Origin of the sequence: Tenacibaculum sp. 1B UA (genome assembly GCF_033978845.1) — a bacterium.
Lineage (GTDB): Bacteria > Bacteroidota > Bacteroidia > Flavobacteriales > Flavobacteriaceae > Polaribacter.
Genome location: NZ_JAKVUA010000001.1, coordinates 128,654 through 142,043, shown reverse-complemented (window position 1 = coordinate 142,043; position 13,390 = coordinate 128,654). Strand labels below are relative to the sequence as shown.

The following is a 13,390-nucleotide window of genomic DNA, read 5'->3' as shown; positions in this document are numbered from 1 at the left end:
CAATGAAAATTTTCACAAGAAAATCCGAAATAAAAGAGTTTTTATCCACGTTAAAAAAGAATAAAAAATCTATCGGATTTGTCCCAACTATGGGAGCTCTACACCAAGGGCATTTATCACTCATTAAGAGAGCGAAAAAAAAGAATGATATTGCTGTAGTTAGCATTTTTGTAAACCCTACACAGTTTGATAATAAAGAAGATTTAGATAAATATCCCAAGACATACGAGAGTGATGTAGCGTTGTTAGAGTCTGTTAATTGTGACGTGTTATTTTTTCCTACAGTAGAAGAAATTTATGCTGAAAAGGTAGCTTCTGAAAACTTCAATTTTGATGGGTTAGAACACCAAATGGAAGGAAAGTTCAGAGATGGTCATTTTGATGGAGTTGGAACAATTGTAAAAGCTTTTTTTGAAATTATTGAGCCAGATACCGCTTATTTTGGAAAAAAAGATTTTCAGCAATTGCAAATCATTAAGAAGTTAGTTGAGAAATACAAACTCCCAGTAAAAATTAAAGGAAGACCTATTTTTAGAGAGGAAGATGGATTGGCAATGAGTTCTCGAAATACTCGCTTAAGCAAAAAGTATAGAGAAGTAGCTCCTTTTATTTATAAAACGTTAAAAAAAGCAAAAAAGAAATTTGGTGTAAAAAATCCAGAGGAGTTAACTAAATGGGTTGAAAAACAATTCAAAAAACATCCATTATTGGAGTTGGAGTATTTTACCATTGCAGAAGAAAAAACACTACAAACAGTAACAGAGGTTAAAGGAAATAAAAAACATCGTGCTTTTATTGCTGTTTTTGCTGGAGACATTCGCTTAATAGATAATATTCGTTTAAAGAATAATTAATTGCTTTTTAGTGTTAAGTGTAAGGTTTGTAGTAATGTTAAAATCATCTAAAAACAACTTAGTATTCATTAAAAAACAACTATTTTTGCAGCATGTTAGTACAAGTAGTAAAATCTAAAATACACCGTGTTAAGGTAACTAATGCGGATTTAAATTATATAGGAAGCATTACCATTGACGAAGATTTAATGGATGCTGCTGGGATTATTGAAGGAGAACGTGTTCAAATTGTGAATAACAATAACGGAGAACGTTTAGAAACGTATGCAATTCCAGGTCCAAGAAAAAGTGGTGAAATCACATTGAATGGGGCTGCAGCACGTAGAGTTCAAAAAGGAGATATACTTATTTTAATTGTGTATGCTTTTATGGAATTAGAAGAAGCCAAAAAGTTTAAACCACAATTAGTATTTCCTAACGAAGAAAACAACTTGCTAGAATAGTTTGAGTTTATCAGTCAAAAAAATCACAAAAATACTATTACCTCTCATCTTGGGAGGTTTTTTAGTTTGGTATTCATTGTCAAAAATTTCAATTGAAACCTTAGTCCAATATTTTAAAGATGCTAATTACGGATGGATAGCTCTAGGGCTGTTCTTTGGAATTTTAAGTCATCTATCTCGTGCTTATCGTTGGAAGTTTTTATTGGAGCCAATGGGCTATAAACCAGATTTTGGTAATAGTACTATGGCAGTTTTAGTAGCATATTTAGTAAATTATGCAGTACCAAGAGCAGGGGAGGTATCTCGAGCAGCAGTGATGACTAACTATGAAAACATTCCGTTTGAAAAAGGTTTTGGTACTATTGTTGCCGAACGAATGGCAGATTTAATTATGATGCTTAGCATTATAGTAATCACACTTTTTGTGCAATTTGACTTTATTTATGAATTACTGATTAAAAATTTTGATCCGATAAAAATTGGGATTCTTTTAGGAGGTTTAGTGTTGATATTTGTAATTTTCACACGTTTTGTAAAGAGAGCACAATCAGGGATCGGACTAAAAATCAAAAATTTTGTAGTCGGGTTAATCGAAGGTGTTACTAGTATTTTGAAAATGCAACATAAATGGGCGTTCATTTTTCATACGGTATTTATTTGGGTAATGTATGTACTGATGTTTTGGGCAACGATTCCAGCAATTAATGGATTACACGTTCCATTAGGAGGTGTTTTAATTGGGTTTATAGCTGGAGGATTTAGTATTGCAGCAACTAATGGAGGTGTCGGTTTGTATCCAATTGCAGTAGCTGGAGCTTTAGCACTATTTGGAATTGCAGAAGAACCTGCAACCGCTTTTGGATGGATTATGTGGACTGCTCAAACAGCTATGATTATTGTGTTTGGTGGATTGGCATTTTTACTGTTACCTATTTATAATAGAAATAAAAAGTAATAGGGCGTTTCCTTTTAGGTCTCGCTTTTTTTGTTTTAAGAACAAAAAGAGCTCAAACAATTACTGTAATTGCTAACGCTGTACATACTAAGTAAAAAGAAAAATTCAAAGTATTTTTAACTTTGAAACTTGTAACTTTGAAATTTTCAAACTCAAAAAATGGCTAAAACCAAAACAACTTTTTTCTGTCAAAACTGTGGAGCGCAACATGCACAATGGGTAGGACAATGTGGCTCGTGTAAACAATGGAATACTATTGTTGAAGAAGTAATTCAAAAAGAAGAAAAAAGAAGTTGGAAATCGCCTGAAAATAAGCAAAAAAGAGTAGCAAAACCTTTGCGAGTTGAAGATATTCAACTCAATCCAGAAGAACGTTTTGGAACTAAAAATCAAGAGTTAGACACTGTTTTGGGTGGCGGATTGGTGAAAGGAGCGGTAGTGTTATTAGGTGGAGAGCCAGGAATTGGTAAATCTACCTTATTGTTACAAATCGCCTTACAAATTTCGCAAAAAGTTTTGTATGTATCTGGGGAAGAAAGCCAATCGCAGATAAAAATGCGTGCTGAGCGTGTAGAAGGAAAAAACCCTAACTGTTTAATTCTTACCGAAACCAATACCCAACAGATATTTAAAGATATAGAAGAAGTTCAGCCCGATGTGTTGGTAATCGATTCTATCCAAACTCTGCATACCAATTCTATTGAAGCTTCACCAGGAAGTATATCACAAATACGAGAAACATCCGCAGAACTCATCAAATTTGCGAAAGAAACAGCAACTCCAGTGTTGTTAATAGGGCATATTAATAAAGAAGGGCATATTGCGGGGCCAAAGATTTTAGAACACATGGTAGATGTGGTGTTGCAATTTGAAGGAGACCGAAATCATACTTATCGAATTTTACGCTCGCAAAAAAACCGTTTTGGTTCTACGGCTGAATTAGGAATCTACGAAATGTTATCAGATGGATTGAGAGAAGTATCCAATCCTTCAGAAATTTTAATCTCTAAAAAAGATGCCGATTTAAGTGGAACTGCTATTGCGTCAACGTTGGAAGGAATTCGACCGTTGATGATCGAAATTCAAGCATTGGTTTCTACAGCTGTTTACGGAACGCCACAACGAACTACAACGGGTTACAACCTGAAGCGCTTGCACATGATTTTGGCAGTGTTAGAAAAACGTGCGGGGTTCAAATTAGGAGCTAAAGATGTGTTTTTAAATGTAACGGGAGGAATTCATGTAGACGATCCTGCGATAGATTTAGCGGTAGTAGCAGCGATTTTATCATCAAATCAAGATTTAGCCATTAATCCAGATGTGTGTTTTGCAGCTGAAGTTGGTTTAGCAGGAGAAATTCGTCCAGTTTCTAAAATAGATCAACGAATTACTGAAGCTGAAAAGTTAGGGTATAAAACCTTTGTAACTTCAAAATACAATAAGATTACGAGCAAAAATCATTCTATAAAACTGATTTTAGTAAGTAAGATTGAAGAGGCTTTTGCTACCTTGTTTGCTTAGAAAATTAATTATAAACCTAAATATTTTAAAAAATGAAAAAGAATTTATTTATCCCTCTTGTAATGTTAATGTTTTTTGGATTTGCTTCTTGTTCTTCTTCGGTAGAAGATGAAGATTTAAGTCTAGGAGATTACGCTATGAAAGTAACTATTAATGGAGAAGTCTATGAGATGAATAATGCTTTGGGGACAAAGAAGGCGTCTAACAGTATAAATACTAATTATCCAAATGATAAATTTATTTACTTGCAAGGAACTTTACTACCTAAAGAAGTAAATATGTGGATTAATAGAGAGCATTTGGTTGCGGGAAAAACAATAGAAATAAATAGAGAAAGTGTAGATAATGATACTTATATAAAGTATATAGATTTATTAGATGATGATTTACAAGTAACGGTATCAGGAAGTATAACAATAACATTGGTTGATAGTGATAAGAAAGTAGTGAAAGGTACTTTTGAGTTGGATGTTGAGAACTATGATTCTCCTGGAGTAATAGCTCATAGACTAAGAGATGGTAGCTTTGCTTATACTTTCGAATAAAAGAAAGAATTAAAGAGAATCTTTTTAGGTTCTCTTTTTTTGTTTAAAAGAACATGATGATTATTATCGATTAATAGAACAAACTATTCTTTTTTCTTTCCAAAAAGTCTGTTGAAAAATCCTTTAATTCCCTTTTCTCTGTATGGAGGACAGTCAATAGAGGAAGATATTTCTTCTGGTATCTCAAAAGAGGTTAAATATTTATTTCTTAATTCAGGGTTGTTTTCTATTTCCTTCAAAATATTGGCTACAATAGGTAATGCTAATGAAGAACCTGAACCACTTCCACTAGTAAAATGTATGTCGTTTTTAGAAGTCCCAACCCAAGTTCCGAGAACAATATTCGGTGTGTACGCCATAAACCAAGCATTGGTATAATTTTGTGCAGTACCTGTTTTACTGGCTAACGGACTTTTGATTTTATACGTACTTCTTATTTTAGCGCCAGTTCCTCGTTCAACAGCTTGTTGTAAAATAGTGGTTAAGGTTTGTGCGCTTTCTTTAGTGAATACTCTTTCGGATTTTTTCGCTTCGCTTTCATAAATAATATTTCCTTCCTTGTCGGTAATTTTATGAATCATGTATAAATCATTCATTTCACCTTTATTGGCAAAAGCACCGTAAGCTCTTGTGGTTTCAAAAAGTGATAAATCTAAAGTTCCTAAAGCAATAGAAGGAGTGTCGTCAGTAATTTTTGGGAATAGTAACTTTTCACAAGTGTCAATCAGCCACTCTTTTTCTAGTTTAAAATATAGATTAACACTAGGAATGTTCATCGATTTAATTAAGGCATACCACATGGCAACTTTTTTATCGGGAGTAGTGCTATGGTCAGCATTTTGTGGCTTCCAGTTATCGTATTCAGAATAGGTTTTTTCTTCATTTTCAAAATAATCACACGGAGAAATTCCATTTTCCAGTGCCGTAGCATACAAAAACGGTTTAAAAGCTGAGGCTATTTGGCGGTGCGATAGCACCATGTCAAAAGGAAGTGTGTTAAAGTTATTTCCACCCACCCAACTAATTACCGCACCATTATTCGGATTCGTAACCAAAACAGAAGCATTTAGCATTTTATCATAATACCAAAGGCTATCAATTTTATTACCAGTAATGGTTTTTGTACTGTCCCAATCAAATAGTTGAATAGTTCTCTTTTGTTTATCTTTTTCTGTGAATTGTTGCTTTTTTAACCATCTATTTTTTAGTCTGTTTGAAGCTAGTTCTTTATCTAATTGTTGTTGTTTGACGATGAGCTGCTCTTTAGCAGATTTTTCCGCAATTTTTTGAATATCATAATTCAGTGTTGTATGAATTTTTAATCCGTCGGTTTCTAAGTTATAGTTGCTGTTAGAAGCCTCATTGCTCTTTTTTATGAGTTCAGCAGCTTTTTTCTTTACCTGATAGGTAAAATAACCCGCAGTTGTATTTATATCAAGGTTATGATAGTTGAGTGTAATAGGTAGTTTTTGTAAGCTATCGGTAGCTTCATTGCTTAAATACGTTTCGTTATTCATTAATTGAAGAACCGTATTACGACGTTTTTTAGCATTTTCTGGATTTAATCTTGGGTTGTAATAGGTGTTGGCTTTTAACATCCCCACTAATACAGCTGATTCTTCGATGTTTAATTCGCTAACAGATTTATTAAAAAATCGATTAGCAGCTGATTCTACCCCAAAATTGTTTTCTCCAAAAGGAACCGAATTCAAATACAACAATAAGATTTCATCTTTGGAATATAAATTTTCCATTCGACTAGCAATGATAAGCTCTTTAATTTTATTGATTGGCATGCTTAAAAAACCATGGTATTGCCTACCGTATAGGTTTTTAATTAACTGTTGTGTAATGGTACTTCCGCCACCACCTGAGGCATCTTGTAGTAAAATACTTCTAAAGAAAACACGGGCATAACTTTGACCGTCGTATCCGTTGTGTGAATAGAATCGTTTATCCTCTGTAGCAATGAGTGCTTCTTTTAAGTGATTAGGAATTTGTTCTAATTGAACATTAGTTCTGTTCTCAGCAAATATTTTTCCGATAATTACCTCGTCTGATGAATAGATTAAAGAAGCTTCTTCGTTTATGACAGATGTTAATTCTTCTTTGTTGGGTAATTTCCCAAACACCTCAAAATACACTAAGGAAAATAAAAGCGCAACTGAAAGAACCCCAAATAGTATTAGTCCTATTATATACTTTAATACAAGGGCTAGTTTTTTGTTTTCTCTAAGTTGAAGGAGTATTTCTTTGAGTGTTTTCATTGTACTAAAACGAACGCTAGTTGGTAAAATTGTGGGAGGATTTATTATGTTTACCTGATAAATTTAAATTTTATATACATATTATTTTGAAGATCTCTTTTGGGTTATTGGGGTGACGACCTCCCCAAAAGGCTTTATTCCTGTTTTTAGCAAAATCTTTGTTATCTACTTGTATACAATTTAAAGATGGATTGTTAAAGAATTTGAAAATTTCCAGTTTAGTGTTATTACCATTTTTTAAATTAATCTTTTCTAAATTGTTTTTTGAACAAACCACAGTTTCTAATTTTTTGTTTTTCGACAAGTCTAATTGTTCCAGAAAGTTTTCGGTACAATAAAGAGTTTTTAGTAATAAATTTTTTGATAAATCCAAGCTAGTTAATTGATTTTTATCACAATAAAGATATTCTAAATTTAAATTATTTTTGATGTCTAAGTTGTATAAAGGGTTGTATCCACAACTTAAAGATTTTAAGGTTAGATTTTTACTTAAATTTATAGAATTTAGTTTGTTTTGGTGACATTCTAAAACTTCTAGTTTAGTATTGTTAAATATGTCTAGTTTTTCTATTTTATTCATAGAGCATGTGACAATCTTAAGTTTAAGATTAGAAGTAATATCTAAACTTTTTAGCAAATTTTCTGAACAATACAGTTTAGTTAAATTAGGTGTAGTAGATAAGTTTAATTCTGTTAATTTATTTTGAGAGCAGTTTAAATATGTTAAGTTATGATTTTTAGAAATACTTATTGAAGTAATTCTATTTCCAGAGCAATTAAAAGTTCTAAGAAAATTATTTTTAGATAAATTAATTTTTTCTAACTCATTAAAAGATATATCCAAATGTTTAAGGTTTGGAAAAAACTCAATTCCAGTTAAATCTTTTATTCCTTTATTACGGCAAACTATTTTACCGTTAAAATTTTCAGCTTCAGTTAGTTGTATTTCACTGTCTCCATTTAAGTTTATCTGAGTATTTGATAATAAAAAAGATTTAAGGTTTCTGTCAGGGATGTGTATAACTTCTTTGTTGTGAGTGTTTAGAATAATTGATGTAATAAAGAAAATAAAAATTAAGGATTTCATTTTATTTGTGGTTAAGGTAATTAATTAGGGTGTCAAATTTACTTTTAACAACATCCACCACCATCATAATGATAGGTAGATTCTGAGAAAAATATATCGTCTCTTCCTAACGCTTTTAAAGCTGCGGCTGTTTTATCACAAATCGCTAAGGGTTTATTTTTTAATAAGGTATGTCCTGCGCCATCATCAAAATAGTCTTCATCTCCAAAGTAAATGGCAGCTTTACCTGTAAATACACATGGACCATCAGCAGGCATTGGATCTTTAATAGCTGCTACTTCAATCGATTCGATATAAATCAATTCATCCGTAGGATAATTCTTAGGATCTAAAATTCTGTATGGTTTACGCGCTCTAATTTCAATAGTTCCAAAACCAGCATCGGTTAACATCTTTACATATTCCGCAATCGGTAAACTTCCGCTTAAACATAAGGCGCGTAAGCGTTCGTCATTGCGTAAGGTTTCATTCATCGGTTGCTCACAGGTAGGATCGCTCATTACCAAACGTCCGTGAGGCTTCAATATACGGTACACTTCAGCAATGGCTTTTTTTAGTTCTTCAGCTTTAAAAATGTTGAATAAACAGTTTTGAGCAGCCACATCAATCGAATTATCTTCTACAGGCAAATGTAACGCATCACCTTTGCGTAAATCTACAAACTCACTTTTAAACCAAGGGTTTAGAGCTTCTGCTTCCAAAAAATTCTTTTGAGAAGCTTCCAGCATTTCATCTACGACATCAATTCCAATCACTCCGTTTTTCTGACGTGAGAAATACGCAAATTGTAACAATTCCATTCCGCCACCAACACCTACATATAATATTTTAGGATTGTTGGTTAAATCACGAGCATGTACGGTAGAACCACATCCGTAGTTCATTTCTTGCATGATTTTCGGGATTTTTAATCCTGGTAACTCCCAAATAGGGTTTGTTGTACAGCATAAACCAACATCTGGAGTTAAGGCTGCTTCTTTGTATACATTTTTGGTGGTTTCTAAGTAACTCATATTTTCAGTATTCAGTATTCAGTATTCAGTATTCAGTATTCAGTTAGCAGTATGCTTTTTTAGTGCATACTGAGGACTGTTTACTGCTAAACTATTTTTATCAATTCTTTAAAAAGCGTAATCATTCTCGGTTCTGCTTTTCCAGCAACTTCAATGATTTCGGTAATATCTACAGGTTGTAAGTTTTTTGGGTCACACTCATCGGTTAATACCGAAACGGCTGCACATGGAATGTTGAGTTGTTTTGCTACGATTACTTCAGGTACGGTACTCATTCCTACCGCATCTACTTCTAAAATTTGTAACATTCTGTATTCAGCTCTGGTTTCTAATTGCGGACCTACAACACTTGCGTATACACCTTCTTTCAGGTCTATGTCGTAAGTTTTAGCAATAGCTTTCAGTTGAGTATTCAATTTTTTTGAATACGGTTCTAACATATCGGCAAAAATATTTCCAAACTCATTAGCTCCTTTAAAGGCTAGGGGAGAACCTCCTTGTAAATTCAAGTGATCTTCCAATAACATTAAATCCCCTTTTTTATAAGAAAGGTTGATAGCGCCTGCAGCATTAGAAACTAACAAAGTTCTAATGCCTAGTGCGTGCATAGTTCTAATACCGTAGGTAACTTCCCATAAATTATATCCTTCATACATATGAAAACGCCCAGACATAACCACTACTTTTTTACCCGATAAGGTTCCGTAAATTAATTTTCCTGAATGAAATTCTACAGTTGCTTGTGGAAAGTGTGGAATATCAGCATACGGTACTTCATGTTCAATGGTTATTTCATCGACTAATTTTCCTAATCCTGTTCCTAAAACTATTCCTATTTCTGGGTTGGTAATTCCTTTGTGTTGAAGAAATTCTTGTGTTTCTTGTAGTTGTTGTTTTTTTAGCATTTTGTATTGTGTTTGTCAGTCCAAGTGTTAATGGAATAGTCTTTGTTTTATGATTTAAAATAAACAAATTACATCGTCAATCATTTCGACTTCGCTCAATGAACACCTCGTAATGATGGTTAGTTTAAAAATTGATTGAATACTGGGTTGTTTTTGATGTCGTCAAAAACATCTACATCATTTAAGGTTTCTAACAAATGTACTGATTCGTTTTGTAAATCGTTTAAGGTGTCTTTTCTAACAGTTGAGGTTCCCCAGTCTTTATATTGAAAAATATTAGCATGGAGTTTTTTCATGCCAAATAGGTAATAACCACCATCTTCTGCAGGCCCCATAACTACATCATTAGAATTCAATTTTTCAAAAGCTTGATTGATGTGTTCGGAAGTTAAATCAGGTAAATCACTACCAATAATTACGACTTTTTCATATCCTGAAGAAAATGCTTGTTGAAAAGCGTTGTGCATTCGTATACCTAAATCGTTTCCATCTTGCAGGTGCTTTTGATATAGGGTAGCGTCCCAAATATCATTTTCACGAACTTTTACCGAGTAGTATACAGCTTTGTCACAAGATAAATTTTGGGTGACTTGTTTTGTGTGTTCTAATAAGAATTTATAAATATCTAACGCAGCTTCGTCTCCAATTGTTTTAGCTAAACGTGTTTTTACTTTACCTAATTCTGGGTTTCTAGTAAATATTAGAAGAAGATTTCTCGACTGCTCTCGAAATGACACTTCATTTTGATTATTCATATATTTTTTCTCCTTTGTGTAACCATTTGCTCCATTCTTTATTGAAAGCATGGACTTTTTCTGTAGGTTTGTTTTGTAGGTTAACGATTGTGTTTCCTTTATTTTTCCATTTAAAAATACCACCATAAAGATTAAAAACATTAGTGTAATTTTCTTTTCGTAGCTTTTCGGCAATGTCTTCTGAACGAATTCCTAAAGAACAATACACCACAATTTTGGTGTTTTTGTTTTTTGGGAGTTTTTTTAAGGTGTTTTCTAAGTTGAAAAAATTATAACCAACACACATAGCATTCTTGATATGACTTACCTCAAATTCTTTGGGCTCTCTAGCGTCTAGTATAATTATGCCGTTACCTTGAGCGGAGTCGAAAGGCATTTTTTTTTGTAGTTCACTAATAGAAATATACGGAACACTTTCGGTGTTGTGTTTTTTCAATAACTGTTCTAAGTTCTTTTGAGAAAAAGAATTTACGGACATTAAAAATATGAGAAAGATGAGATTTTTCATGTTTAAAGATATTCAATGGTCTTTGATAAAATCTATAGAGAATTAAAGTGATTGCATCTCGATACAATTTTTCTTCCAAAATGTCGAGAAAAACCACTCGATGTGACATTATTTCACATTACTACATTTTTTTATTAATTCATTGAACTATGCTACTGTACCTTGACAACTACTTCCTGCACCAGCAGTACAACCATAACAGTGTTGATTGATAATAATATTCCTGTTTTGTAACAATGCTTCGTTGTATTCAGAAATGTGTTGAGATTTACTTGCTACTTTCAGGTTTAGCATTTGATTGAAATCGCAATCATATAAATATCCATTCCAGCTTATTGATAAGGTATTGGTGCACATTACATTTTCTACTGCCATTGGGTTGTAGGCTTCTACTAATGAATACATATAATCTTCGTAGTTTTCAGAAGCAATTAGGTAATCTAAAAATCTACTGATAGGTAAATTGGTAATTGCAAATAAATTATTGAATGAGATTCCAAAATCTTCATCTAAGGCTTTTTTAAAGTCATTTTCTAAGGCTACCTGATCTCCTGGTAAAAAAGCTCCTGATGGGTTATAGACTAAATCTAGTTGTAAACCAGTTTCTTTAATTCCATATCCCACAGCATTTAGCATTTTTAAAGCTTCAATAGATTTATCGAAAACTCCATCACCACGTTGCTTGTCGGTTTTTCCACGAGTCCAATGTGGCATAGAAGAAACTACATGTACATTGTGCTTTTTAAAGAATTCGGGTAAATCGTAATACTTCTTATTTGCTCTAATAATCGTTAAGTTAGAGCGCACAATAAAATCTTTAATTCCTGCTTTTGAAGCTTCTTCTACAAACCATCGAAAGTTCGGATTCATTTCAGGTGCGCCACCTGTTAAATCTAAGGTATGTGCTCCAGTTGTTCGAATCACGTCTAGACATTGCTCCATGGTTTCTGTAGTCATGATTTCTTTTCGGTCAGGACCCGCATCTACATGGCAATGTGCGCAAACTTGATTACACATGTACCCTAAATTAATTTGAAGAATTTCTAATTTCTTAGGACGTAATGGAAATTGATTGATTTCTTTAAGTTTTTTTGCAAACGTAGGAAGTTTACCATCAGCAAAAATTCCGTTTGATAAAATTTCAAGCTGTCGTTGCGTGTTTGCTAAATCGTTGTTTCTAGATTTTAAAGATTTTTTCATTATCCTTTCTATTAAGCTGAAATAAGGTCAGCTTCTCATCATTTTTAGTATTTAATATCATTTGACTAGTTCCTAGTGTACTTTCAATCAAAATGTATTTTGATTTCAACCAATGCTCAGGATAAGCGATTCACATAATTTTGAAAATCAAAATATGTTCTCTGCTTACATTTCTAATTTATTGACTTTATTCATCATTTGAACCCCGTGTACTAAAGTTGCTCCACTTTTAATGGCAGCTCCTACATGAATGGCTTCCATCATTTCCTCTTTAGTAATACCTCGTTGTAATCCGTCTTTAGTATAAGCATCAATACAATAAGGGCATTGTTCTGTATGTGCAACAGCTAAAGCGATTAAGCTTTTTTCACGTGCGGTTAGAGCTCCTTCTTCAAAGACTTTTCCGTAATAATCAAAAAACTTGTTTCCAAGTTCTTCACTCCATTCTGTTATTTTACCAAACTTACGTAAGTCGGCAGGGTCGTAGTATGTTTTTGACATGTTATTTTGTTTCTAATAAAAAGTAAAAGTACCAAATTGTTTTCACTGCTATTTTACAAAAGGGTAGCGATATTATCTACCATTTAAGGACCAATCGTATTTTAAATAACTAATTTTAGCTTTTTGATTGATTTTTACATCTGAATATTGATTCAGAAAATTGATTAAGTGTCCTTTTTTTGTAAAATCTCCTTGAAACCATTCGAATATTTTAGATAGTTGAACTTTGTTTTCTGAAATTTTATTTCTTGAAGAATCATTGATAAACTTTTTCATTAAAAGAGTAGTTTTTGATTCATAATTTTTTTCTGTGAACGCATAATTTGGTAATTGAGGACAAGAGCCTGATGCGCAGTTTACAGCGACATGAATTTTTGGGTCGCTATATTTTTTACGTAAAATTTCATGTTCAATTTGATTTAAGGTATAGGTTTTACCGTCAACTTTAGCAAAAGGAATACTCCATGCGTCTTTACCTTTCTTTTTAATATTCATAATACTTTTAAGAGGGTAATTGTTTAAAATCAGTTGAATGGTGTACGCATTATATGCATTAGCCCAAAAAGCTTTAGCTTTTGCAGCTGACCAAGATTTTTGAGGTTTTAAGTTTGCTAACTCATTTAAATAAGCTTGAAGTTTAGCTTCGTCTTGTTTAAACCCTTTATAGTTAACGCTTCCTTTTGTGTTTACATGTTTTTTTAGTAACTCATCAAAAGTGTTGGTTTGAGCAGTAGAATTTAAGAAAAAAGCTAAACTTAATAGTAAAAATATCTTTTGCATGATTTTCTATTTTGAAGTTTAGACGTAGGTTTTGAGGGAACATTACAAAGAATATT

The 13,390-nt window shown here is 32.7% G+C and carries 14 protein-coding genes; 5 read left to right on the top strand and 9 right to left on the bottom strand.

Annotated elements, in window-relative coordinates:
• Window positions 1-2: 2 nt before the first annotated feature.
• The 5 genes from panC to MK851_RS00685 all read left to right on the top strand — a co-directional run bounded on the left by panC (window position 3) and on the right by MK851_RS00685 (window position 4,318).
• Window positions 3-854: a pantoate--beta-alanine ligase gene (gene panC, locus MK851_RS00705; RefSeq protein WP_320240621.1), complete on the top strand. Its 852-nt coding sequence runs from the start codon at window positions 3-5 to the stop codon at window positions 852-854.
• A 92-nt stretch (window positions 855-946) separates the two neighbouring features.
• Window positions 947-1,297, top strand: a complete 351-nt coding sequence (gene panD, locus MK851_RS00700; RefSeq protein WP_115899453.1) for an aspartate 1-decarboxylase — start codon at window positions 947-949, stop codon at window positions 1,295-1,297.
• Between the two features lies 1 nt (window position 1,298).
• A complete protein-coding gene (locus tag MK851_RS00695) occupies window positions 1,299-2,252 on the top strand; it encodes a lysylphosphatidylglycerol synthase transmembrane domain-containing protein (RefSeq protein ID WP_303505797.1) in 954 nt (317 codons plus the stop codon).
• Between the two features lie 159 nt (window positions 2,253-2,411).
• Window positions 2,412-3,773, top strand: coding sequence for a DNA repair protein RadA (gene radA / locus MK851_RS00690; protein WP_320240615.1), 1,362 nt, complete (start codon window positions 2,412-2,414; stop codon window positions 3,771-3,773).
• A gap of 32 nt (window positions 3,774-3,805) precedes the next feature.
• Complete coding sequence (locus MK851_RS00685) at window positions 3,806-4,318, top strand: hypothetical protein (protein ID WP_320240612.1); 513 nt, start codon at window positions 3,806-3,808, stop codon at window positions 4,316-4,318.
• An 83-nt stretch (window positions 4,319-4,401) separates the two neighbouring features.
• Here MK851_RS00685 and MK851_RS00680 read toward each other — a convergent pair whose 3' ends face one another.
• The 9 genes from MK851_RS00680 to MK851_RS00640 all read right to left on the bottom strand — a co-directional run bounded on the left by MK851_RS00680 (window position 4,402) and on the right by MK851_RS00640 (window position 13,334).
• On the bottom strand, window positions 4,402-6,585 hold the full coding sequence (locus MK851_RS00680; RefSeq protein WP_320240610.1) for a transglycosylase domain-containing protein: 2,184 nt from the start codon (window positions 6,583-6,585) through the stop codon (window positions 4,402-4,404).
• A 70-nt stretch (window positions 6,586-6,655) separates the two neighbouring features.
• Entirely contained in the window at window positions 6,656-7,672 is a 1,017-nt protein-coding gene (locus MK851_RS00675) for a leucine-rich repeat domain-containing protein (protein WP_320240608.1), read from the bottom strand.
• Window positions 7,673-7,716: 44 nt separating this feature from the next.
• Window positions 7,717-8,685, bottom strand: coding sequence for an arsenosugar biosynthesis arsenite methyltransferase ArsM (arsM, locus tag MK851_RS00670; protein ID WP_320240606.1), 969 nt, complete (start codon window positions 8,683-8,685; stop codon window positions 7,717-7,719).
• A gap of 86 nt (window positions 8,686-8,771) precedes the next feature.
• The gene (locus tag MK851_RS00665; RefSeq protein ID WP_320240604.1) at window positions 8,772-9,590 is read right to left on the bottom strand and encodes a purine-nucleoside phosphorylase; all 819 of its coding nucleotides are present in this window, start codon (window positions 9,588-9,590) and stop codon (window positions 8,772-8,774) included.
• A 119-nt stretch (window positions 9,591-9,709) separates the two neighbouring features.
• A complete protein-coding gene (locus tag MK851_RS00660; protein WP_320240602.1) occupies window positions 9,710-10,345 on the bottom strand; it encodes a TIGR04282 family arsenosugar biosynthesis glycosyltransferase in 636 nt (211 codons plus the stop codon).
• A complete protein-coding gene (locus MK851_RS00655; RefSeq protein WP_320240600.1) occupies window positions 10,338-10,853 on the bottom strand; it encodes a rhodanese-like domain-containing protein in 516 nt (171 codons plus the stop codon). The genes MK851_RS00660 and MK851_RS00655 overlap by 8 nt, the downstream gene beginning before the upstream one ends.
• A 147-nt stretch (window positions 10,854-11,000) precedes the next feature.
• Entirely contained in the window at window positions 11,001-12,056 is a 1,056-nt protein-coding gene (arsS, locus tag MK851_RS00650) for an arsenosugar biosynthesis radical SAM (seleno)protein ArsS (protein WP_320241262.1), read from the bottom strand.
• A 162-nt stretch (window positions 12,057-12,218) separates the two neighbouring features.
• Window positions 12,219-12,554, bottom strand: a complete 336-nt coding sequence (locus tag MK851_RS00645) for an arsenosugar biosynthesis-associated peroxidase-like protein (protein ID WP_086029663.1) — start codon at window positions 12,552-12,554, stop codon at window positions 12,219-12,221.
• A 72-nt stretch (window positions 12,555-12,626) separates the two neighbouring features.
• Complete coding sequence (locus MK851_RS00640) at window positions 12,627-13,334, bottom strand: DUF547 domain-containing protein (protein ID WP_320240595.1); 708 nt, start codon at window positions 13,332-13,334, stop codon at window positions 12,627-12,629.
• Window positions 13,335-13,390 lie beyond the last annotated feature (56 nt).

Bases quoted from the DNA above. Each gene is read 5' to 3' on its own strand.
- MK851_RS00660 (WP_320240602.1), bottom strand. From the start codon at position 10,345: ATGAATAATCAAAATGAAGTGTCATTTCGAGAGCAGTCGAGAAATCTT.
- MK851_RS00675 (WP_320240608.1), bottom strand. From the start codon at position 7,672: ATGAAATCCTTAATTTTTATTTTCTTTATTACATCAATTATTCTAAAC.
- panD (WP_115899453.1), top strand. From the start codon at position 947: ATGTTAGTACAAGTAGTAAAATCTAAAATACACCGTGTTAAGGTAACT.
- MK851_RS00655 (WP_320240600.1), bottom strand. From the start codon at position 10,853: ATGAAAAATCTCATCTTTCTCATATTTTTAATGTCCGTAAATTCTTTT.
- MK851_RS00685 (WP_320240612.1), top strand. From the start codon at position 3,806: ATGAAAAAGAATTTATTTATCCCTCTTGTAATGTTAATGTTTTTTGGA.
- panC (WP_320240621.1), top strand. From the start codon at position 3: ATGAAAATTTTCACAAGAAAATCCGAAATAAAAGAGTTTTTATCCACG.
- radA (WP_320240615.1), top strand. From the start codon at position 2,412: ATGGCTAAAACCAAAACAACTTTTTTCTGTCAAAACTGTGGAGCGCAA.
- arsM (WP_320240606.1), bottom strand. From the start codon at position 8,685: ATGAGTTACTTAGAAACCACCAAAAATGTATACAAAGAAGCAGCCTTA.
- MK851_RS00645 (WP_086029663.1), bottom strand. From the start codon at position 12,554: ATGTCAAAAACATACTACGACCCTGCCGACTTACGTAAGTTTGGTAAA.
- MK851_RS00640 (WP_320240595.1), bottom strand. From the start codon at position 13,334: ATGCAAAAGATATTTTTACTATTAAGTTTAGCTTTTTTCTTAAATTCT.
- MK851_RS00665 (WP_320240604.1), bottom strand. From the start codon at position 9,590: ATGCTAAAAAAACAACAACTACAAGAAACACAAGAATTTCTTCAACAC.
- MK851_RS00680 (WP_320240610.1), bottom strand. From the start codon at position 6,585: ATGAAAACACTCAAAGAAATACTCCTTCAACTTAGAGAAAACAAAAAA.